The 20,513-nt window shown below is 65.7% G+C and carries 21 protein-coding genes; 15 read left to right on the forward strand and 6 right to left on the reverse strand.

Annotation, left to right across the window (positions count from 1 at the left end):
• Positions 1-131 precede the first annotated feature (131 nt).
• Positions 132-680 (forward strand): TetR/AcrR family transcriptional regulator, encoded by a 549-nt coding sequence (locus G6N55_RS03405; RefSeq protein WP_036469071.1) that lies wholly within the window; start codon positions 132-134, stop codon positions 678-680.
• On the opposite strand, the gene G6N55_RS03410 is transcribed toward G6N55_RS03405, so the two are convergent.
• A complete protein-coding gene (locus G6N55_RS03410; RefSeq protein WP_085225320.1) occupies positions 681-1,502 on the reverse strand; it encodes a DAPG hydrolase family protein in 822 nt (273 codons plus the stop codon). It abuts the gene before it with no gap.
• Positions 1,502-2,842 (reverse strand): FAD-binding oxidoreductase, encoded by a 1,341-nt coding sequence (locus G6N55_RS03415; RefSeq protein ID WP_085225318.1) that lies wholly within the window; start codon positions 2,840-2,842, stop codon positions 1,502-1,504. Before G6N55_RS03415 ends, G6N55_RS03410 begins: the two co-directional genes overlap by 1 nt.
• 65 nt (positions 2,843-2,907) lie before the next feature.
• On the opposite strand from G6N55_RS03415, the gene G6N55_RS03420 reads away from it, so the two are divergent.
• Positions 2,908-3,654 (forward strand): IclR family transcriptional regulator, encoded by a 747-nt coding sequence (locus G6N55_RS03420; protein WP_085225316.1) that lies wholly within the window; start codon positions 2,908-2,910, stop codon positions 3,652-3,654.
• Positions 3,655-3,889: 235 nt separating this feature from the next.
• Here the strand turns inward: G6N55_RS03420 and G6N55_RS03425 are convergent, their stop codons facing one another.
• Positions 3,890-4,186: an ANTAR domain-containing protein gene (locus tag G6N55_RS03425; RefSeq protein WP_232078911.1), complete on the reverse strand. Its 297-nt coding sequence runs from the start codon at positions 4,184-4,186 to the stop codon at positions 3,890-3,892.
• Positions 4,187-4,469: 283 nt separating this feature from the next.
• A complete protein-coding gene (locus G6N55_RS03430; RefSeq protein ID WP_085225314.1) occupies positions 4,470-5,690 on the reverse strand; it encodes a CaiB/BaiF CoA transferase family protein in 1,221 nt (406 codons plus the stop codon).
• 249 nt (positions 5,691-5,939) lie between these two features.
• On the opposite strand from G6N55_RS03430, the gene G6N55_RS03435 reads away from it, so the two are divergent.
• From G6N55_RS03435 to G6N55_RS03470, 8 genes are read left to right on the forward strand one after another with little or no spacing between them, the layout of a single operon-like run.
• Positions 5,940-6,803: a mycofactocin-coupled SDR family oxidoreductase gene (locus G6N55_RS03435; protein ID WP_085225312.1), complete on the forward strand. Its 864-nt coding sequence runs from the start codon at positions 5,940-5,942 to the stop codon at positions 6,801-6,803.
• Positions 6,788-7,786, forward strand: coding sequence for a thiamine pyrophosphate-dependent dehydrogenase E1 component subunit alpha (locus G6N55_RS03440; RefSeq protein WP_085225310.1), 999 nt, complete (start codon positions 6,788-6,790; stop codon positions 7,784-7,786). Before G6N55_RS03435 ends, G6N55_RS03440 begins: the two co-directional genes overlap by 16 nt.
• Positions 7,787-7,790: 4 nt before the next feature.
• Entirely contained in the window at positions 7,791-8,789 is a 999-nt protein-coding gene (locus tag G6N55_RS03445; protein ID WP_085225308.1) for an alpha-ketoacid dehydrogenase subunit beta, read from the forward strand.
• Positions 8,782-9,018: a biotin/lipoyl-containing protein gene (locus tag G6N55_RS03450; RefSeq protein ID WP_085225380.1), complete on the forward strand. Its 237-nt coding sequence runs from the start codon at positions 8,782-8,784 to the stop codon at positions 9,016-9,018. Before G6N55_RS03445 ends, G6N55_RS03450 begins: the two co-directional genes overlap by 8 nt.
• A gap of 17 nt (positions 9,019-9,035) precedes the next feature.
• The gene (locus G6N55_RS03455) at positions 9,036-9,908 is read left to right on the forward strand and encodes an enoyl-CoA hydratase-related protein (RefSeq protein ID WP_085225306.1); all 873 of its coding nucleotides are present in this window, start codon (positions 9,036-9,038) and stop codon (positions 9,906-9,908) included.
• 8 nt (positions 9,909-9,916) lie between these two features.
• The gene (locus tag G6N55_RS03460; protein WP_085225304.1) at positions 9,917-11,449 is read left to right on the forward strand and encodes an acyl-CoA synthetase; all 1,533 of its coding nucleotides are present in this window, start codon (positions 9,917-9,919) and stop codon (positions 11,447-11,449) included.
• Between the two features lie 22 nt (positions 11,450-11,471).
• Positions 11,472-12,839, forward strand: coding sequence for an aromatic ring-hydroxylating oxygenase subunit alpha (locus G6N55_RS03465; RefSeq protein WP_085225302.1), 1,368 nt, complete (start codon positions 11,472-11,474; stop codon positions 12,837-12,839).
• A complete protein-coding gene (locus G6N55_RS03470) occupies positions 12,836-14,536 on the forward strand; it encodes an FAD-binding protein (RefSeq protein ID WP_085225300.1) in 1,701 nt (566 codons plus the stop codon). Before G6N55_RS03465 ends, G6N55_RS03470 begins: the two co-directional genes overlap by 4 nt.
• On the opposite strand, the gene G6N55_RS03475 is transcribed toward G6N55_RS03470, so the two are convergent.
• Positions 14,533-15,366: an enoyl-CoA hydratase-related protein gene (locus G6N55_RS03475; RefSeq protein ID WP_085225298.1), complete on the reverse strand. Its 834-nt coding sequence runs from the start codon at positions 15,364-15,366 to the stop codon at positions 14,533-14,535. The genes G6N55_RS03470 and G6N55_RS03475 overlap by 4 nt on opposite strands.
• A gap of 126 nt (positions 15,367-15,492) precedes the next feature.
• Here G6N55_RS03475 and G6N55_RS03480 point away from each other — a divergent pair, with 126 nt between their 5' ends.
• The 4 genes from G6N55_RS03480 to G6N55_RS03495 all read left to right on the forward strand — a co-directional run bounded on the left by G6N55_RS03480 (position 15,493) and on the right by G6N55_RS03495 (position 19,112).
• Positions 15,493-16,344, forward strand: coding sequence for an SH3-like domain-containing protein (locus tag G6N55_RS03480; RefSeq protein WP_085225296.1), 852 nt, complete (start codon positions 15,493-15,495; stop codon positions 16,342-16,344).
• Entirely contained in the window at positions 16,341-17,045 is a 705-nt protein-coding gene (scnC, locus tag G6N55_RS03485; RefSeq protein WP_085225294.1) for a thiocyanate hydrolase subunit gamma, read from the forward strand. The genes G6N55_RS03480 and scnC overlap by 4 nt, the downstream gene beginning before the upstream one ends.
• A gap of 105 nt (positions 17,046-17,150) precedes the next feature.
• Positions 17,151-17,432, forward strand: coding sequence for a thiocyanate hydrolase (locus tag G6N55_RS03490; RefSeq protein ID WP_276073118.1), 282 nt, complete (start codon positions 17,151-17,153; stop codon positions 17,430-17,432).
• A gap of 297 nt (positions 17,433-17,729) precedes the next feature.
• Positions 17,730-19,112 (forward strand): DEAD/DEAH box helicase, encoded by a 1,383-nt coding sequence (locus G6N55_RS03495; RefSeq protein WP_085225378.1) that lies wholly within the window; start codon positions 17,730-17,732, stop codon positions 19,110-19,112.
• A gap of 11 nt (positions 19,113-19,123) precedes the next feature.
• Here G6N55_RS03495 and G6N55_RS03500 read toward each other — a convergent pair whose 3' ends face one another.
• Positions 19,124-19,669, reverse strand: coding sequence for a class I SAM-dependent methyltransferase (locus G6N55_RS03500; RefSeq protein WP_139827022.1), 546 nt, complete (start codon positions 19,667-19,669; stop codon positions 19,124-19,126).
• A gap of 228 nt (positions 19,670-19,897) precedes the next feature.
• On the opposite strand from G6N55_RS03500, the gene G6N55_RS03505 reads away from it, so the two are divergent.
• Positions 19,898-20,467 (forward strand): TetR/AcrR family transcriptional regulator, encoded by a 570-nt coding sequence (locus G6N55_RS03505; RefSeq protein ID WP_085225290.1) that lies wholly within the window; start codon positions 19,898-19,900, stop codon positions 20,465-20,467.
• Positions 20,468-20,513 lie beyond the last annotated feature (46 nt).

Genomic DNA, 20,513 nt, shown 5'->3' on the forward strand with positions numbered 1-20,513 from the left:
CTTCCGGGTGATGCCGGCCGAACCGTCTCATCGGGGATTTCGGACCTGCGACGACCGTGAGATAACTGGCGAGTATTGTCTCACCCTGAGATAGCGCCGTTCCAGTTTCTCGCTTCCAAGGGTGGTGGCCGATGACACGCGACGACTGGTTGGTCGGAGGCGATCGCCGCAAAATCGCCACCGAGCGCATTTATGCGGCCGCCACCGAGATGATCACCCGTGAGGGGACGGATGGCTTCGACATCGACGCATTGGCCAAGCGCGTCCATTGTTCGCGAGCCACCATCTACCGCTATGCCGGCGGCAAGGCCGAGATCCGCGACGCGGTCATCACCCGCACGGCCTCGCGCATCATCGAGACGGTGCGGCAGACCGTCGAGAACATGAGCGGTCCGGAGCGGGTTGTCACCGCGATCACCGTGGCGCTCAAGCTGATCCGGGCCGATCCCCTGTACCACCTGATGAGCAGTCCGGTCCGGGCCGGCGACATCGCCTGGCTGACGGCGTCACCGCTGCTGGCCGGGTTCGCCACGGAATTGACCGGGCTCACCAACGGCGATGCGCACGGCGCGCAATGGGTGGTCCGCGTAGTGCTGTCGCTGATGTACTGGCCCGTCGGCGACGACGAGGCCGAGCGTGACCTGGTGCAGCGTTTTGTCGCGCCCGCTTACGCCGGCTGATTACTCGTCGCCGAAGGCGCCGTAGAGCTCGGGTAAGAAGCCGGCCAGATGGTTCATCTCCTGCGCGCAGTGCACGAGCAGATTCCGGGCGTTGGCCTCCGGGTCGCCGAGTATGCGAGACGCGATGGGGCGCACCGCCATTGAGGCCACACTTGGAGCGTTGCGCACCGCGATATGCGGGCCGCCCATCCAAAACCGGGACCGCATTTCGGACCCGGTCGGTGTCGAGCGGACATGGTGGATGAACCAGCCGACATCGACCGGGGCGTCACTGGCGCCCAGCCGCGCGCAGATCGCCACCGCATCGTCGCTGTCGGGGGGGCAGTCCAGCTGCGCGGGTTCGACGAATTGGATTGCGCCGTTGAGCATGGTCGAACCGATGTACTCGCTGATCAACGACCAGCGGCCGATGTAGCGCCGCGCGCCTTGGCGGCCGGCGTGTTGATCATCTTGCAAGCTGTCCTTCCAGGCCGCGGACAGATGCGCCCGCGGGTGCCACAGCTTGTAGCGGCGGGTATCGCTGCCGTGCCACCCGAACCACCAGGACCACATCGCCGGCGTGACGCCGGGCATGTCGGTGCGTACCGACACCTGATAGCTGCCGTCGTCGAGAACCCCGTAGCCGTTCTCGGTCTGCTGGTAGCCCGCCTCGGCCACGGTCGCGGCGTCGTCGAACGCCACCAGCGCCATCCCGCCTTGCGGACCATGCTGTAGCGCCTCGACGACATGTGTTGGCAGCGGGGCCATTTCGGGATTGAAGAATTTACCGAACGGCGTGTTCACGTCGTCGTTGCGATACCCGAGGTACAGATCGCCGGCCATCAGAGTCGTCCCATCCATGCGTTGAACAGACCATCCGGGTCATAGGCCGCTCGAATCTTATCGAGGCGGACCATGGCTTCGTCGCTGGCGAATCGGGCCGGGCGCTGGCCGAGGTTTTCGTCGGCCAGCTGAATGCCGGTGGCCAGGTGCGACATCGCGGCCATGTTGGATCGCGCCCAGTCGCCGTACTTCGCGTCGTCGGATTCGTTCTGCCACGCGCCGTAGAGCGCCAGGTAGACCTCGTCTTCGATGCTGTAGGCCATATCCGGGCGCGCCGGCGACGGCCCCCAGTTCAGCCACAGGAAGTGTGACGGGTGGTCGGGAATCGTGTCGATGATGTTGTGAATGCCCGGCAGCAGGTCCTCGGCCGACGCCGACGTCCACATGTTGTCGGCGGCGTAGCGGTGGTCGGACAGGTAGTTGCTCATCACGGCGGTGTACCAGGTGGGCATATCGGTTGGCATGTAAGGAATTTTGACCAGCGCCTTGTCGACGACCGGCACCGTTCCGAAGATGGCCAGGGCCTCCTCGGCTTCCTTCTCGGTATGGGCGAACGCCGGCGACGCGAAGGTGATGGCCGGAGTCTCGAGGTTCATGCTCGGGACGCTTCGGCTTGCCACGATCTGCATTTCGACGCGGCGGTCCACCTCGGCGCTGACATTGCGTGCCCACGTGTAGATCTCGTCGGCGAGTTCGATCGGATAGACGTAGACGCTGGTGCCGCAGGCGCCGGGGCGCGGGTACAGCTTGAGGTAGAACGAGGTCACCACGCCGAAGAAGCCCGGGCCGGCACCGCGCGCGGCCCAGTACAGGTCGGCGTGATTGTCTGCGTCACAGTGGATCTGCTCACCCTCGGCGGTGATCACGTCCAGGCCGATGACGTTCTCGCACGCCAGGCCCCAGACCCGGCTGTTCCAGCCGTACCCGCCCTGCAGCAGGTAGCCGCCAAGACAGACACCCTTACAGTGCCCGGCGGGAAAGAAGAGATTCTGCGCTTCCAGCTCGGCCATCAGGATGCTGCCGCCCTTACCGGGACCGACCACGGCGACGCCCTTGGCGGCATCGATATTCGCGTGGTCGATGCGGCTGACGTCGATCAGCACGGCTCCGTCGCGCAGGTGATTGGCCGCCCAGCTGTGGCCGCCCGAACGGATGTTGACCTTGAGGCCGTTGGCCTTGGCGTAGCGCAGCGCGCTGACGATGTCGTCGGTGTCGACGGCCTGAACGATCAATTCCGGGTAGCGGGCCGGCACCCGTTGGTTCCAGACCGTGCCGCGTCGGGCGGCTTCATACCCGTCGTCGCTGCGAAAGAAGTGCCGCCCAGCAGGTAGCGCACTCATCTGAGCTCCTCTGATCCATTATCCGGTTCTTGTTAGTCCGCAATGCGGAACACTATAGTGGAAGAGTGCCGCCCACGGAACCCACTGCGCCCACGAATCGCGACGAGGGCATCCAGGTGTTGCGTCGCGCCGCCGCCGCCCTGGACGAGATCGCCGCCGAGCCGGGACGGCTCCGCCTGGTCGACCTCGGCGAGCGGCTCGGGCTGGCCAAATCGACGGCGCGCCGCCTGCTGGTCGGCCTGGTGGAAGTCGGGTTGGCGAGTGTGGATTCGCACGGCCACTTTTCGCTGGGCGAGCGCCTGCTGGGTTTTGGCAGTGCCGCGGGAGCGCACGTCTCGGCGATCTTCCGGCCGACGATCGAACGGGTGGCGCGCGCGACCGACGGTGAAACGGTCGACCTCTCCGTGCTGCGCGGCCAGCGGATGTGGTTTGTCGACCAGATCGAATCGTCGCACCGGCTGCGCGCGGTCTCGGCCGTCGGTGTCCGATTCCCGCTGGAGGTGACCGCCAACGGCAAGGCGGCGCTCGCCGCGCTGGACGACGACGCGGCGGAGGCGATGATCTCCCGGTTCAGCGCGCCGGTGGGCGAGCGGTTGCGCCGCGAGACCGCGGAGATCCGGCGAACCGGGATCGCTTTCGACCGGGGCGAACACACTCCCGGGATTTCGGCGGCCGCGATCGCGCGACGAACCTTGGGCGACAACGTCATCGCCATCTCGGTGCCGGCACCCACCGAACGCTTCCTGGAAAAGGAGCAGCGCATCATCGCAGCATTGCGCACGGCGACCGACTCACCGGCGTGGACTCGTTGACGAGGCGCGAAGGGGCGGTGAAAACTCGCCGACGGGCCTCGTTACGGCCGCAGATGTAACGCCGGCTCGATTCTTTTGCGACGGCGCCGCAAGCCGCGCGACCGCGCCGGCCACTGCGGCTCGAGCGGGAACACGTCGTGCTTCAACGGGTTTGGGTCGGTGGGTTCTTGACGTGGGTTGGCACGGCCGTGGTACCCCCCAGGGACCCCGGCCGCGCCAAGTTCGTGATCACTTGTCAATAGCTCAGTGCTGCCGCTCCGCTGAACAGTTGACCCCACTCGTGGCGCGCAGCCGATTGCGCCTCGCTGAAGCTGGTTGTCTTTTCGCCCTCGCCGGCCAGGTGCACAAGCGCCCATGCCATCGCGAATACCGGAACCTTGTGACGCAATGCCGCAGTGTGCAGTTCGTCGAACGCCGTCTCCGAACGACACCGGCGAAGTCCGATGATGATCCCCCGCGCAGTGTCGAGAATGCGGCTGGAGTTCGGGCCGCACGAAGTGTGTGCGGGAACCCAGTTCGCCATGCTCTTCATACCTCCTGTTGCGCCCCAACGAAAATCCGCTACTCCGCGTAGCGAACAAGAATCCCAGCGAGAACGCATGACTCGCCATCGTGATTCTCAAAGGCGCACTGTGCCATGATTTGTGGAACGGCGCCGTTATGCCATAGCGCCGTCGACATCGATACGTGCTTGTGACCGTGTCGATACCGATTTCGGCACCAATCGGGCTGGGGTGTAACGCGGCTCGCACTTCTGCCGACAATGCCGCGTAAGAGCCAATCGCAGAACGCTTTTGGCGGCAGCACCGGATACCCTACAGGATCGAGTTGAGGTCCTTCGCCTTTGCGATGTCGTCCCACTCGACGCCGAGTTCGAGCAAAATCTCCTCGGTGTGCTGGCCGTGTTCTGGCGCGCGCGCGGGAAGTGGCGGAGTTTCGTTGAATTGAACCGGCGCAGCAACGATTCGGTATTCCTCGCCGTAATCGTCGACGTTTGTCACCACGTAGCCGTTGGGTTCGACTTGGGGATCGTTGAGTGTCTCTCGCGGCGTGGCAAGCGCTCCCCACACTCCCGGTTCGTTTTCGAGCACCTTCCGCCAGTGCGCGAGGTCATGGCCGGCAAACGTTTTCGCGAAGATATCGGTCGCCGCGGCCGCATTCGCGATCAGGTTGCTCGACGGTACGAAGCGCTCGTCGGTGGCTAACTCCGCAAGGCCCATCCGCTCGCAGAAGCCGGCCCAGAATTTGTCGGGTTGCAGGAAGACCAGCTGGATCCACCTGCCGTCCCTGGTTTTGTAGCGATTCACCAGCGGATTGATGGCCAATCCGGGCGGTGCCCCCGGAATGCCGTCGATATCAAAGAAATCGGCGGCACAGATCGACGGCGCGATGGACCACATGGCCTGCGCCAGCAGAGAGGAATCGACGATCGTCGGCTCGCCGGTCCGTTCCCGGTGGAACAGCGCCGCGCACACACCGCCGGCCAGCGTGGCCCCACCCTGCAGGTCACCAAAACCGGGGCCCTGGACGGCGGGCGTATCGGTCCCGAACGGGGTGAGGGTGTAGGCCACCCCGCCGCGGGCCAGGTAGGTGGCCGCGTCGAAGCCGCCGCGATCGCGGTCCGGGCCGCGAACCCCCAGCCCGGTACCGCGGGCGATGATGATCTTCGGGTTGAAGCCGCGAATGTCGTCCACGGTCAGCCGGGCCCGCTCCAGCGCGCCGGGCAGCCAGTTGGTCAGGAACACGTCCGCGGTGGCCAACAGGCGCCCGAACAATGCGCGACCCGTCTCGGATTTGATGTCGATCGCAATGCTGCGCTTGCCGCGGTTGCCCAGCTCGAGGATGAAGTCCGCATCCGGGCGGGCGGCTTCGCGCGTGAAGCCGCCGACGACCAGCGCCCGGCCCGGGTCACCGAACGCCACGCCCTCCACCTTGATGACGTCCGCGCCCCAGTCCGCCAGCGCGGCACCGGCCGACGGGACGTACGTCCATGACGCCAATTCGACGACCCGCACGCCGTCAAGGACACCTGACATCGCCAACCCCCTCGGTCCGGATCTGTCCTTGCTATTTTAGGTATTCTAGTTACTCTAAGGGATATCGATAGCCCGGCTACAGCCACGCGCAGGTTTTCGTGGAAGAGATGCGATGGAGCCGATCGTTGGCCAGATTCACCCCAGCGGCACAGGCACTTTCGCTCGCCGGCCAGACCACCGTCGTAACGAGCCCCCAACGCGGCTCCCGCACACACGTACGGCAATAGGCACCCGGACGAAGGACGAGCGATGGGCAGGGTAACGGGCAAGGTGGCCGTGATCAGCGGCGCCGCGCGGGGTCAGGGACGGTCGCACGCGCGGATGCTGGCCGCCGAGGGCGCCGACATCATCGCGGTGGACCTGTGCGCGGATATCGACACGAACGAATACCCACTGGCCCGGCCGGAGGACCTGGACGAGACGGCGCGGCTGGTCGAAAAGGAGGGGCAGCGCGCCTTCACCGCCATCGCCGACGTTCGCGACCGCGTGGCACTGTCCGCCGCGATCGACGAGGGCGTCGCCGAGCTCGGGCACCTCGACATCGTGGTCGCCAACGCGGGTATCTGCCCGCTCACCGCGGGTCTGCCACCGAAGGCGTTCGCCGACGCCGTGGACGTGGACCTGGTGGGTGTGCTCAACCTCGTACACGCGAGTCTCAAACACCTGCAAGCCGGCGCGTCGATCATCGTGATCGGTTCCAACGCGGCCTTCATGTCGTCGATGAACACCACCGGCATCGACGGCGGCCCCGGCGGAGCCGGGTATGCTTTCGCGAAACTTGCTGCAGCACACTATGTTAACGACTTCGCTCGGGCGCTGGCCCCGTTTTCCATCCGGATGAACGCGGTGCATCCCACCAACGTCAATACCGACATGTTGCACAGCCCGCCGATGTACCGGGCGTTCCGACCCGACTTGAAGGAGCCGACCCGCGAAGACGCCGAGCCGATCTTCCCGTTCGTCCAGGCGATGCCGATCCCCTACGTCGAGCCCGAAGACATCAGCGAGGCGGTGCTGTTCCTTGCCTCCGACGCCGCACGCTATATCACCGGACAGCAGCTACGCGTCGACGGCGGCGGCTTCCTCAAGGTCAAGCCATGGTCGGGCGCGTGATGCCAAGCGCCGCAGCAGATGTCGAGCGCAAGCTCTATGCGCTGATGGTGCTGATGAAGGCGGCCGACGACCGACTGTCCAAGGGCATCGGCACCGGTGAGTTCATGTGTGTGTACTGGCCGTCACGCGGCCAGGAGGCGATCGCCGCGGCAATGGGTGTCGCGCTGCGACCCTACGACCAGCTGGTGACGACCTACCGCGGACTCCACGATCTGATCGGGAAGGGCGTCCCCCTCGAGGAAATCTACGGCGAGATGATGGGACGCACGGTCGGCGCCGGCCGCGGCAAAGGCGGCACCATGCACATCGCCAAACCCGAGGTGGGCGTGATGCTTTCGACCGGAATCGTCGGCGCCGGGCCGCCAGTGGCCGTCGGGCTGGCGATGGCCGCCAAACGTAAGGGGCTCGATCGAGTCACCGTGGTGAGCTTCGGCGACGGCGCCACCAACACCGGCTCGTTCCACGAGGCGGCCAACATGGCCGCACTCTGGGATCTGCCGATGGTGTTCGTCTGCCAGAACAACCTGTACGCGGAGATGACGCCGACCCACGACACCATGAAGATCGAGCGGGTCGCCGACCGGGCCGCCGGATACGGGATGCCGGGCGTCCGGGTCGACGGCAACGACCCGCTGGCGGTGAAAGACGCGCTCGACGAGGCACTTCGTCGGGCGCGCGACGGTGCGGGCCCCACCTTCATCGAGTGCGTGACATTCCGTTTCCGCGGCCACTATTTCGGCGACCGGATGCCCTATATCCCCAAGGAACAACTCGAAGCCGCGGTGGCCGCCGACCCGGTGCCGCGCTTTCGCCGGCGTCTTGCCGACGCGGGCAGCTGCGACGAACACGAGCTCGCGCGCATCGACGACGAGGCCCAGGCCGCCGTGGAATCCGCTTTGAAAGTCGTGATGGGCGCCGATTCCCCGTCGGTCGACGAGCTCGACCGTGACGTGTACGCAACTCCGATCAAGTTCCCGGTGTAACGACATGGACGAAAAAGAGATGACGATGCGCGAGGCGCTGAACCTCGCGCTGGATCAGGCGCTGGCGGCCGACGATCGAGTGTTCTTGCTGGGTGAGGACATCGCCGATCCGGGCGCATCCGGACCGACGGCGGGGTTGTCGACGAAGTACGGCCACGACCGGGTGCTGGACACTCCGATCTCGGAGGCCGCGATCGTCGGCGCGGCGATCGGCGCCGCGATCGACGGACTGCTGCCGGTGGCCGAGATCATGATCATGGACTTCATCGGCATCGCCGCCGACCAGCTGATCAACAATGCCGCCAAGCTGCGGTTCATGACCGCCGGCCGGACAACCGCGCCGATCACCATCCGCACCCAGGTGTACGCCGGACTGGCCACCGGTGCCACACATTCGCAGAGCCTGGAGGCATGGTTCATGCACATCCCGGGCATGAAGGTGATCGTGCCGTCCACCCCGCGCGACGGCAAAGGCCTACTGACGGCCGCGATCTTCGACGAAGACCCATGTCTGTTCGTCGAGACGATCCGGCTGCAAAGCAGGAAGGGGCCGGTTCCCGTCGACCCCGGATTCTCCATTCCCCTCGGCCAGGCCGATATCAAGCGGCCGGGCACCGACGTGAGTCTGATCAGCTACGGGCGCAGCGTGCACGACGCGCTCGCGGCGGCGGCCACGCTGGCCGAACAGGGGGTCAGCGCCGAAGTCGTGGACCTGCGCACCCTGGTGCCGCTGGATGTCGAGACCATCATCGCGTCGGTACGGCGTACCCGCAGGGCCGTAATCGTGCACGACGCAGTCCAATTCGCCGGCCCCGGAGCGGAGATCGCGGCGATCGTGGGATCGGAGCTGTTCGGCGAACTCGCCGCACCCGTCGAGCGGGTGGCCGCCCGGTTCGTGCCCAACCCGGCCGCGGCCGCGCTCGAGGCGCAGGTGTACCCGTCACCGGCCCGCGTCGTCGAGGCGGCGCTGCGTACTCTCGCGAAAGCGAATGCGCATGGCTGACTTCGTTATTCGAATCCCCCGAGTGTCGGTCGCGGTAGCCGAAGCGGAGCTGACCGGGCTCCTCGTCGACGCCGGCGAACACGTCGAGGCGGGCACGCCGATCTATGTGATCGCCACCGAGAAGGTGGAACAGGAAATCGAAGCCGGAGCATCCGGCACCGTGCGGTGGACGGGCCAGGTCGGGACCATCTATGACATCGGCGCCGAAATCGGCATCATCACTTCATAACTGGCGAAAGGGCAAAAATGGACCTCAACGAGACGCGCGAGCGCATCATCTACCAGAAAGATGGTCCGATCGCGAAGATCACCCTGAACTGGCCGGAGAAGGCCAACGCTCAGGACCAGAAGCTGGCCGAGGAGGTCGACGCCGCCCTGCTGGATGCCGACCGCGACTACGACATCAAGGTTTTGGTGCTCAAGGCCAACGGCAAGGGATTCTGCTCCGGGCATGCGATCGGCAACAACGCCGTCGACTACCCGTCGTTCGTGGAGAACGCGATGGTAACCGGACACCCGTGGAAGGCGCAGTCGGATCTGTTCGTCAAGCCAACGCTGAATCTATGGGAGTTCTCCAAACCCACCATCGCGCAGGTGCACGGCTACTGCGTGGGCGGCGGTACGCACATGGGCCTGACCACCGACATCGTCATCGCGTCGGAAGACGCCTACTTCTCCTATCCGCCGCTACAGGGATTCGGCATGCCGTCAGGTGAATGTTCGATCGAACCTTGGGTTTTCATGAACTGGCGCCGCGCCGCCTACTACCTGTTCACCGCCGAGGTGATCGACGCCCACAAGGCGCTGGAGGTCGGGCTCGTCAACGAGGTGGTCAAGCGGGAGGACTTGGACGCCCGCGTGGACGCGATCGCCCGCCACATCGCCCAGGCGCCGTTGACGACGTTGATGCTCACCAAGGCAAATCTCAAGCGGGCTTGGGAGTTGATGGGCATGCGGGTGCACTGGCAGAGCTCCAACGACCTCGTCGCGCTCGCCTCGATCAGCAAGGACGTGCAGCAGTTGATTCAGACCGTGTTCAAGGACAAGGTGTTGCCGTCCGAGCACGCCCGGCGCCAGGCCGCGGCCGCCGCCCAGACCGACGGCGCCGCGGCAACGTAGGTCCGCTGGTGAACATCGCCGATCACGCGATCGCGGTCGCCCAGTCAACGGCTCTGATTGCCGACGGCACCGCGATCTCGTTCGGCGAGCTGTACGAACGAAGCCAACGAGTCGCCGCGGCACTACACGATGCGGGGTTGCGCCGCGGGGACGGTGTGGCCCTGGTATTGCCGAACCGCCCGGAGTTCTTCGAAATCACCTGGGGCTGCCAGCTTTCCGGCCTCTACTACACCGCGGTCAACACCCACTTCACCGCCGATGAGGCCGCCTACGTGATCGGCGACTCCGATGCGAAGGCGGTGTTCGTCGACGCGTCGATGCCCGAAATCGCCTCTCACGTGCGCGATGTCAACGCGGCAGTCGGGGTCCATATCAGTGTCGGCGGCGAACTACCCGGCTGGCGCGGATACGAGGACACCCTGGCGGCGGCGGGTGCTGCGCCGCCGGTGTCGGACGGATCCGAGATGCTCTACTCCTCGGGGACCACGGGACGACCCAAGGCGGTCCGCCGGCCGCTGCCCGCCGACGGCAACGGCTCCTGGGCCCAGTCGGTGCTCGAGATGGCGCTGACCCACCGCTACGGCATGAGCCCGTCGAGCGTGTACCTGTCCCCCGCGCCGCTGTACCACGCGGCCGGGGTGAACTACACCATGGCGGTCAACCGCGTCGGCGCCGCGTCGATCATGATGCGCAAGTTCGACGCGGAGACCGTGCTGAGACTGATCGACACCCACCGCGTGACGCACGCCCAATTCGTCCCGACGATGTTCGTGCGCATGCTCAAGCTGCCCGAGGCGGTGCGGCGCAGCTACGACGTCTCCAGCCTGCGCTGCGTGATCCACGCGGCCGCTCCCTGCCCGGTCGACGTCAAGCACCAGATGATGGACTGGTTCGGGCCGATCATTCACGAATACTATGGCGGCACAGAAGGATTCGCGGGAACCGTGATCGGTCCCGAGGAGTGGCTCGCCCACCCCGGCTCGGTGGGCATACCGATGGCCCCGGTACACGTCGTCGGCGACGACGGCCAAGAGCTTCCCATCGGCCAGGCTGGAGAGCTTTACTTCGAAGGTGGACCCGATTTCGAGTACTTCAAGGATCCCGTCAAGACCGCGTCGGTGTACAACGACCGCGGTTGGCGCTCCCTGGGGGACATGGGATACGTCGACGAGGACGGGTACATGTACCTGACCGATCGGTCGACGTTCATGATCGTCTCCGGTGGGGTGAACATCTACCCGCAGGAGGCGGAGAACCTCCTGATCATGCATCCCAAACTGGTCGATGCCGCGGTCTTCGGCGTTCCCAACGACGAATTCGGCGAAGAGGTCAAGGCCGTGGTGCAGCCCGTCGCGGGCGTCGCGGCCGGACCCGACTTCGAGGCCGAGCTGATCGCGTACTGCCGGGCCCACCTGGCCGGGTACAAGTGCCCGCGCACAGTCGAATTCGACCCGGAATTGCCTCGCGATCCGAACGGGAAGCTCTACAAGAGGCGCATCCGCGAGCGTTACTGGCAGGGGCGCGCATCACGGATCGTGTGACGCTGACACAAGGGATGACGAGATGGCAGTAGAGACAGGTTCGAGACGAGCCCACGTGGACTGGACGGCGTTGCCGGTGCCGTGGGCGGTGCAGGCCGCCGACCGAATTCCCAAGCAGCGCTATTACGACCCGGACTTCTACGCGCTCGAGGCCGAGATGTTGTGGCCGCGGGTGTGGCAGATGGCCTGCCGGCTCGAGGAGATACCCAACCCCGGCGACTACGTGGAGTACGAGATTCTCGACGAGTCGATCATCGTGGTGCGCGTCGACGGCGAGAATGTCCGGGCTTATCACAACGCCTGCCGTCACCGCGGGGTAAAGCTGGTGGAAGGCAACGGAAGCCGGCGCACCTTCGTCTGCCCGTTCCACGGCTGGTGCTGGGGCATCGACGGGCGCAATACGTTCGTGCTGCGGCCCGAGGCCTTCGCCGCGGACAACATGCGCCCGGAAGACCTCGAACTCGTCTCGGTCCGCTGTGAGCTCTGGGGTGGCTGCGCGTGGATCAACCTCGACGCCGCGGCGCCGCGGCTGCGCGAGTGCATGGAACCGTTCGCGTCGATCTACGACGCCTGGCACGTGGAGACGCTGCGCACCGAATGGTGGCAGTCCTGCCGGCTTCCGGTGAACTGGAAACTCGCGACGGCGGCGTTCATGGAGGGCTACCACGTTCCGCAGACGCACCCGCAGCTACTGCCCTCGAGCATGCCCACCACATCCGCGAAGCCCGGCCTGGCGCAGACCAACCTGTATTTCATGCGCACGCTCGGCGAAGGCATGGCGGGCATGACGCATGAGAACGACGTCCGTATCGCCGAGGGCTTGCAGAACATCGAGCTGCCGGCCGATCCGGCCGAGGCTATGGCTACCTGGCGCAGGACCCTCAACGACGCGATCGTCAGCTGGCATCGTGCCCGGGGCTGCGACATTCCCGACTTGAATGACCTTGCGCGGCGCGGGATCACCGAGGCGATCAATTTCGCCTTCCCGCATTACTTCGTGCTGCCCCAATACAGCAGCGCCTCGTCCTATCGGATCCGGCCACTGGGTCCGGAGGAGACGCTGTTCGAGATCTGGTCGCTCACTCGCATCCCGCCGGATCAGGTGACGGGCAAGCCCACACCGCCCGAACCGATGGCGCCCGACGACCCGCGCTGGCCGCCGATTCCCGCCCAGGACTTCTCCAATCTGCCGCGACAGCAAAAAGGACTCCACTCCAAGGGTTTTGAATTCATGCGACTCTCTTACCAGATCGAAGGACTGATCTCGAACTTCGAGCGGGTCATCGACGGGTTCCTGGCCGGCCTGAGCTACGACGCGCTGGTGCCCGCGATCCAGAAGACCAATACCACCATCGACGTGCCGATCGCCGACCTCGGGTTGGGCTCATGACCACTGCGTGGGACCGCTCGGTGGACCTGCTGATCGCGGGCAGCGGTGGCGGCGGCATGGTGGCGGGGCTGGCCGCGCTGGACAGTGGGCTTGAGCCCCTGATCGTCGAGAAGCAGGCCCTGGTCGGCGGATCGACCGGGCTGTCCGGCGGCATCGTCTGGCTGCCCAACAACCCGCTGATGCGTGCCGACGGCATCGCCGACTCGCACGAAGACGGCCTGGCCTATCTGGGCGACGTGGTCGGCGATATCGGTGCGGCGTCCTCGGCAGCACGGCGGGAGATGTTCCTCACCGCGGGCTACGAGATGATCAACTTCCTTATCCGCAAGGGTGTTCGGCTGATCCGCTGCGCCGGCTGGAGCGACTACTACCCGAATCACAAGGGCGGCAACGAGTCCGGCCGGGCCATCGAGGGAATCCCGTTCGACGCGGCCGAACTCGGCAGCTGGCATGACAAGGTGCAGCCCCCGCTGGCAAAGAACTACGGGTACGTGGTGCTGACCAACGAGCTGCGCTCGGTCCAGTACTTCAACCGGGCGCCGCGCGCATTCGCGGTCGCCACCAAGGTGTTCCTGCGGACCGCCGCGGCGCGAGCACGCCGGGCCCAGATCCTCACCAACGGCGCCTCACTGATCGCGCAGATGCTCAAGGCGCTGATCGACCTCAGCGGAAATCAACCCCCGTTGTGGACGAATACCGCGATGGAGGACCTGATCGTCGAGGACGGCCGCGTCGTCGGCGCGCGGGTCAATCGGGACGGCGTCGCGCTGAACATCGAGGCGCGCAAGGGAGTTCTGCTGGCCGCCGGCGGCTTCGGCCACAACAAGGAGATGCGCCGCCGCTACAGCGGCGACCAGCCCAACGAGGGACAGTGGTCGATCGCCAACGCCGGCGACACCGGCGAGGTGCTGGAGACGGCCATGCGACTGGGCGCCCAAACCGATCTACTCGACGAAGCATGGTGGCTGCCTTCGGTTTTCATCGCCAACGGCGGTGCCGTCGCCGCGTCGCTGGGCTCTGGACGACAACGGCCCGGCGCCATCTACGTCGACTCGACCGGGCGGCGGTTCTGCAACGAGTCGAACTCCTACGTCGAGGTCGGCAAGGCGATGTACGCCAACAAGGCGGTGCCCTGCTGGATGATCTTCGACGACGGATACGTACGCCGATACGTCACCAGCGCCAATCCGCTGAAACGCAATCAGCACCTGCCCCCCGAGCTGATCGAAAAGGGCGCGGTCAAACGCGGCGCCACGATCGCCGACCTGGCCCGCCAGATCGACCTGCCCGCCGACGAGCTGTCGCACACCATCGAACGGTTCAACCGGTTTTCGGCCAAGGGCCTGGATCCCGACTTCGGGCGCGGCCAGTCGGCCTACAACGACTGCCTCGGCGATCCGGGGTATCGGCCCAACGCCGCGATCGGCCCGCTGGACCGCGCGCCGTACTACGCGACCAGGGTGCTCCCGTCCGATGTTGGAACCTGCGGGGGCGTGATCACCAACGAACACGCCCAGGTGCTCGATCAGCAGGACCGGGTGATCGACGGTCTGTACGCGACCGGCAACACCACCGCGACGGTGATGGGCCGCACGTATCCGGGCGCCGGCGCGAGCATCGCCAGCTCGATGGTGTTCGGTTACGTCGCCGCCCGCCATGCGGCCGGGCGCAAGATCGCCGGCCAGATGAGCCGCTAAGAATCTTCGCGGTCGACGAAATCGCGTGGCTTCATGCCCGATTGCATGAGTTCGGCCCGCCGAGCCTGAACATCGGTGGCGGCGCCGACCATATTGGTCAGGATGTGGCTGACCTGAAGGTGCACGCGCATACCCATCAATTCCCAGGCACGCTTGACGTTGTTCTTGACCGCCATCAGTGTGGTCAGCGGGATTTGGGCGATCTTGCGGGCCATCTCCTCGACCGTGTCCTCGAGGTCTTCGCGCGGCACCACCCGATTGAGCAGCCCCCAGTCGAGGGCCTGCTGGGCGGACAGCGTCGGCGCCAGCAACAACCAGTCCATGGTGCGATGCCAATTCATCAGCAGCCACGGCTCAATCATGGTGTGCCCGCCCGGTTCTCCGAGGCTTTGGGCAAGCGGCATCTGGAAATACGCATCGTCGGACGCCACGCAGAAGTCGGTCAACAAGCCGAGATAGATCCCGCCCCCCATGCAATAGCCGTGGATCTGCGAGATCGTCGGCTTGGGAAATTCCCACAGGTACAGCGTCGGCCACAGAAACAGGTCGGCGGTGCCTTTGTACAGGTCCTCGAACGTGTTTCCGAAATCCGGATAAGGGTTTTCGTCGGGCCCCCAGCGCGCCACATGGCCGCCGCAGAAGCCCTTACCGTTTGCCTTGAGGATGACGACCTTGATCTCTCTGTCGCGGTCGGCCTCGTGCAGACATTCGTCGACTTCCGTGACGAGGACGGCATCCTTGGTATTGGCCTTGTCGACCCGATTCAAAATGATCCGCGCAATCGGCGGTTCGCGTTCATAGATGACCGCGTCGAGCTCGCGCCGCTCCATTATCGGGACATTACCCTCCCGGCAACTCATTTAGCGGTTGCGTGATCTTGCGGTGAGGAGTGAGGTGTATTGAGTGCGCACCTGGCTGCGCCACGGCCGACATTGCGACGACGAGTGGAGCTGGTTATGGCGACCCCTGCGGACCGCGCAGCCCAGCTGGACCTGGTGGCCAGGCTCAAATCCGCCTACCCGGAACTTCCGGACGCGCCGACGCCGGATCTCATCGATCACGACCGATTCGCCGCATACGCGAAGACCCCGCACGACGTCGGCGGGGAACCCGACGCGCCGATCAAGTACGAGAACAAGCAGTACGAGATCTGGGAAGAGAACACCTACATCATGTGTGAGGTGCTCGGCTGGCGGGGCATCTGGCTGTCGGAGGAACGGCGCCGGATGGGCAATGTCGACCTCGGCCGCGCCATCTATCTTGGTCTGCCCTACTACGTGCGCTGGTTGCTCGCCGTGGTGCGCGTCCTCGTCGAGAAGCACCACATCGGGGTGAGCGAGCTGGCCGAGCGCATGGTCGAGGTCAAGGCCCGGTATGAGGGCGGGCTGCAGGGTAAGCCTCTGGAGGCCAAGCCGAAATTCGAAGGCGACCCGGCCACGGTCAAACGCAACGAACACCACATCCACGCCGTCGGCAAGGGCGATCCGCAGGTTTTTGCCGGGCAGGCCGGCGAGCCGAAGTTCCGGGTCGGCGACAAGGTCGTCGTCAAGGACCTGCCCATCCTGCTCTATACCCGCACCCAGGAATACGTCCGCGGCGCCCAAGGTGAGATCGCCGTCGTCACCTACGAAAGCCCCGCCGCCGAAGACGAGACCTGGGCCGGCCCCGATCAAAAACCCGAGTGGTTCTACATCGTTCGGTTCAACCTGTCCGAACTCTGGCACGGTTACACCGGTCCCACCAACGACACGCTGCAGACCGAGATTCCCCAACGGTGGCTCGAAGCGGTCGAAAGGACCTCAGCATGACCGATCACGACCACGATCACGATCGCACCGCAGCGCCGATGGTGGACGAGATCACCGATTTCGAGGTCCTCGAGATAGCCCTTCGCGAATTGTGCATCGAGAAAGGCATTTTCACCGCCGAGGAACATCGCCGCATGACCGAATACGCCGAGCAGATCGGTCCGACTCCGGCGGCCCACCTGGTGGCCCGGGCCTGGCTCGACCCCGAATTCAAGAAGCTGGTGATTTCGGATCCGCTTGCCGCCAGTAAGGAAGTCGGCGTCGACTGGCTGCACCCCACGGGTTTCGGCACGCCGAGTGACTTCACGGCCTTTCACGTCTTGGTGGACACGCCGACCCTGCACCACGTCATCGTGTGCACGCTCTGTTCCTGCTACCCGCGCCCGATTCTGGGCAATTCGCCCGAGTGGTACCGCACGCCCAACTTCCGCCGTCGCATCGTGCGCTGGCCGCGCCAGGTGCTCGCCGAGTTCGGCCTCTACCTACCCGAAGAGGTCGAGATTCGGGTCGAGGACTCGAATCAGAAGCACCGATTCATGGTGATGCCCGTACGCCCCGACGGAACCGACGGCTGGACCGAAGACCAGCTGGCCGAAATCGTCACCCGCGACTGCCTGATCGGTGTCGCCCTGCCCAAGGCCGGCGTCACCACGAACGCGATCACCGAAACCCGGCCCGCCATCCATCCGGTTGCCGACTGACATGGAGGCCAACACGTGAGCGCTTCCGAAAGCTTGGACCCGGCCAAGACCTCGACGATCGCGTCGCTGACGAAAATCGTTGAGCGAAACCAGGTCTGGAGCCGAATGGCGGCCAAATACGGAGTCGACAACCCGGTGCCGCCGTGGCAGACCAGCCTGGACGGGATCTGCGACGCCCTCGATCAAAGCGCTTGCGGCCCAGAGACACTCGGCTTCCTCGAGCGGCGCAACGAGGAGGACACCCTGTCGGCGACGGTGTATTCCGAGCTGCCGTACCCGGAAAACCGGTTGGTTGCACTGGCGCATTCGCTCTTGGCGCATGGTGTGATCGACGAGGCCGAACTCGAAGAGCGCATGGCGGCCGTGCGGGCCCGGCTCGAATCCTGATCAATCGCGGCGACGCACATCACATGGCACTTTTTCGTCGTTGTGTGCCCGGTGCGCTATGCTGGCAGCAACGTTGGCCTCACAGCTAGATGTCAACTACGTCGTGGAACGCTTCTTCATCCCAGTGGTGCCGCCCCGAAATTCGGGCTAACTCACCACGTTCAGGTGATCCGTGCATCCGCACCAGCTTGTCTCGCGGCGATCGATTTTGCCCTCCGGCAATCTCGCCACCTTGTGCTGAGAACCGCGCGCGACAAGCAGCGGCCCGGCATACCGATGCCTGAAAGGCACCGAAAAGTGACTACCGACAAAACCTTTGCCGATCTCGGCGTACGCGGACAAATCGTCAGCGCACTCGCGGAGCGCGGCATCGAACATCCATTTCCGATCCAGGTCGCGGCCCTGCCCGATACGCTGGCCGGGCGCGACGTACTCGGCCGCGGAAAAACGGGCAGCGGCAAGACGCTCGCCTTCTCGATCCCACTTGTCAGCCGGCTCTCCGAAGGCGGCCGCCGCCGGTCGCGGCCATCGGGTTTGGTGCTCGCACCGACCCGCGAGCTGGCGAGCCAGATCACCGCGACGCTGGAGCCGTTGGCAGCCGCCTGCGGTCTACGCGTCACGACGATCTTCGGCGGTGTCTCGCAACACCGTCAGGTGGTCGCGCTGAAATCCGGCGTCGACATCGTGGTGGCCTGCCCGGGTCGCCTCGAAGATCTGATGAAGCAGCGGCTGATCAGCCTCGATGCGGTCGAGATCACCGTGATCGACGAGGCCGATCACATGGCCGATCTCGGCTTTCTGCCCGGCGTCACCCGAATCCTGGCCGCCACTCCGAACGGTGGCCAGCGGCTGCTGTTTTCGGCGACCCTGGACAACGGCGTCGACAAGCTCGTCAACCGGTTCCTGCGCGACGAGGTGTTGCACTCCGTCGACGGAGCCGACTCTCCGGTATCCGAGATGACGCATCACGTGTTCCACGTCGCCAACGCGGAGGCCAAGAAGGAGGTCGTGCACCGGCTCGCTTCCGGCACCGGCCGCCGAATTCTGTTCATGCGCACCAAGCATCAAGCGCGCAAACTCGCCAAGCAGCTCACCGAATCGGGAGTTCCGTCAGTCGACCTGCACGGCAACCTGTCTCAGCCCGCACGTGAGCGCAACCTGGCGATGTTCGCCTCGGGCAGCGCCCGGGTGCTGGTGGCAACGGATATCGCCGCGCGCGGCGTGCACGTCGACGAGGTCGAACTTGTCGTGCACATCGACCCGCCCGCCGAGCACAAGTCCTATCTGCACCGCTCCGGGCGCACCGCGCGCGCCGGCAGCGCCGGTGACGTCGTCACCGTCGTGCTGCCCGAGCAGCGACAGGACACCCAGGCATTGATGCGCAAGGCCGGTATCAAGGTCGCACCTCAGCACGTGACGGCGACATCGGAGGCCGTGCAGGCGCTGGTCGGCGAAATTGCGCCTTACCAAGCACCGGCGACGGCGCCCGCGCGTTCGCATCAGCAGCAGCGGCCGAAGGCCGGCGGGCAACGTCACCGCAACAGCAGCCGGTCACCGAAACGCAATCCCGCTCCGACCGAATCGGCGACCTCGCACCGCAGCAACACGCCCAACCACCGCACCGCCACGTCGACGCGACGGGTCGAACATCGTCGCCGATCGAGCCGCGCGCAGGGGTAGTTTCGCCGGCCTCACGCTCGCGCCAGCAGCCATGCCTGCCCCTGGCCTTCGCCGGCGGCGATGACGTCCAGGTCGCCGAAGGCCACGGTGAGCTCGCCGGGCGCCGCGCGAAACGGACCCGGTTCGGCCCCGACTTCGCTGAGCGCCGCCGTGGCCAGCAGTCCGCCCGGCGCCAATCGATCGATGAACGCCCGGTCGAGGCGACGGTCGCGGAACTTGTGGCAGACGATCACGTCGACGGGTGGCCCGTCCGGCAGGCCGTGGTCGAGATCCACGACGTCAAAACGGCAGCGCTCGTCGACGCCGCGGTGCCGGGCCAATTCCCGTGCTTGGCCGATGGCCACCGCGGAGACGTCCAACCCGACGACCTCCATGCCGCGCTGGGCCAGCCAGACGGCGGCGAAGCCCCGGCCACAGGCGATATCGAGCGCCCGCCCGGTGGTCGGGAAAATGTCGGCATAAGCGGCAAACGCGCCGGGCGGCCCCACCGCACCGCCGGACGCCGGCCCCTTGCCGGCGTACCGCTCGTCCCAACGGCGCTGGTCCTGCCGGGTCACAGCCGCCACCTTACGACGCTCGGCACGACGAACGCCCACCGCAAAGTTCTGGACAGCTGTCCGCATTTGACGCATCTTGTCGCGCTTTCGTGTCCAGCAAGCCAGCCGAATGTCACTCCGTTGCCGCTGCACCGCGTCGTTTAGCGGCTACGGGACGGTGTTGTTGGCCGGGGGCATTCCGTTTCCTACACTAGACGGGTGTCTAGAGAAGCGGCGCCTGCTGACCGGATGGTGGACGGTGCCGCGGGTGCCCGCCGCTCGGATCGGCGGCCGGGGCAAACGATCCGCAAGGTCCTCGACGCCGGCCTCGAGGAACTGCGTGCATCGTCATACGCCAACCTGACGATGCGGGCCGTTGCCGCCCGCGCCGGGGTATCGCCGGCCAGCGCCTACACCTACTTCCCGTCGAAAAGCGCCCTGGTGGCCGCGGTGTATCTGCGTTTTCTGCACGAACTGCCGCTGCACACCGATGTCAACGACACCACCAAGACCCGGGTGAGCGCGACGCTGCGCGACATGGCGGTGGCCGTGGCCGACGAGCCCGAGCTCAGCGCCGCCTGCGGAGCGGCGTTGATGGCCGACGATCCCGCCGTCAAGCCACTGCGCGAACAGATCGGCGAAGAAGTGTCCAAGCGGATCGCCGCCGCGCTGGGGCCGGGCTGGCCGCGGCCCGTGAAATCGACCCTGCAGATGACCTTCGCCGGTGCGCTGATGACGGCGCGTTTCGTCAGCTACGAGGAGATCGCCGGGCAACTCGACGAGGCGGTCAACCTCATCCTGGGAGCTTCGGTTGCCTGATTAGCCTGCCGCACAAGTGATTTGGACCAGTCTATCCCGCCGGGCA

It is taken from the genome of Mycobacterium florentinum (assembly GCF_010730355.1).
Classification (GTDB): Bacteria; Actinomycetota; Actinomycetes; order Mycobacteriales; family Mycobacteriaceae; genus Mycobacterium; species Mycobacterium florentinum.

Bases quoted from the DNA above. Each gene is read 5' to 3' on its own strand.
- G6N55_RS03405 (WP_036469071.1), top strand. From the start codon at position 132: ATGACACGCGACGACTGGTTGGTCGGAGGCGATCGCCGCAAAATCGCC.
- G6N55_RS03410 (WP_085225320.1), bottom strand. From the start codon at position 1,502: ATGGCCGGCGATCTGTACCTCGGGTATCGCAACGACGACGTGAACACG.
- G6N55_RS03415 (WP_085225318.1), bottom strand. From the start codon at position 2,842: ATGAGTGCGCTACCTGCTGGGCGGCACTTCTTTCGCAGCGACGACGGG.
- G6N55_RS03425 (WP_232078911.1), bottom strand. From the start codon at position 4,186: ATGAAGAGCATGGCGAACTGGGTTCCCGCACACACTTCGTGCGGCCCG.
- G6N55_RS03430 (WP_085225314.1), bottom strand. From the start codon at position 5,690: ATGTCAGGTGTCCTTGACGGCGTGCGGGTCGTCGAATTGGCGTCATGG.
- G6N55_RS03435 (WP_085225312.1), top strand. From the start codon at position 5,940: ATGGGCAGGGTAACGGGCAAGGTGGCCGTGATCAGCGGCGCCGCGCGG.
- G6N55_RS03440 (WP_085225310.1), top strand. From the start codon at position 6,788: ATGGTCGGGCGCGTGATGCCAAGCGCCGCAGCAGATGTCGAGCGCAAG.
- G6N55_RS03445 (WP_085225308.1), top strand. From the start codon at position 7,791: ATGGACGAAAAAGAGATGACGATGCGCGAGGCGCTGAACCTCGCGCTG.
- G6N55_RS03450 (WP_085225380.1), top strand. From the start codon at position 8,782: ATGGCTGACTTCGTTATTCGAATCCCCCGAGTGTCGGTCGCGGTAGCC.
- G6N55_RS03455 (WP_085225306.1), top strand. From the start codon at position 9,036: ATGGACCTCAACGAGACGCGCGAGCGCATCATCTACCAGAAAGATGGT.
- G6N55_RS03465 (WP_085225302.1), top strand. From the start codon at position 11,472: ATGGCAGTAGAGACAGGTTCGAGACGAGCCCACGTGGACTGGACGGCG.
- G6N55_RS03470 (WP_085225300.1), top strand. From the start codon at position 12,836: ATGACCACTGCGTGGGACCGCTCGGTGGACCTGCTGATCGCGGGCAGC.
- G6N55_RS03475 (WP_085225298.1), bottom strand. From the start codon at position 15,366: ATGGAGCGGCGCGAGCTCGACGCGGTCATCTATGAACGCGAACCGCCG.
- G6N55_RS03480 (WP_085225296.1), top strand. From the start codon at position 15,493: ATGGCGACCCCTGCGGACCGCGCAGCCCAGCTGGACCTGGTGGCCAGG.
- scnC (WP_085225294.1), top strand. From the start codon at position 16,341: ATGACCGATCACGACCACGATCACGATCGCACCGCAGCGCCGATGGTG.
- G6N55_RS03490 (WP_276073118.1), top strand. From the start codon at position 17,151: ATGGCGGCCAAATACGGAGTCGACAACCCGGTGCCGCCGTGGCAGACC.
- G6N55_RS03505 (WP_085225290.1), top strand. From the start codon at position 19,898: ATGGTGGACGGTGCCGCGGGTGCCCGCCGCTCGGATCGGCGGCCGGGG.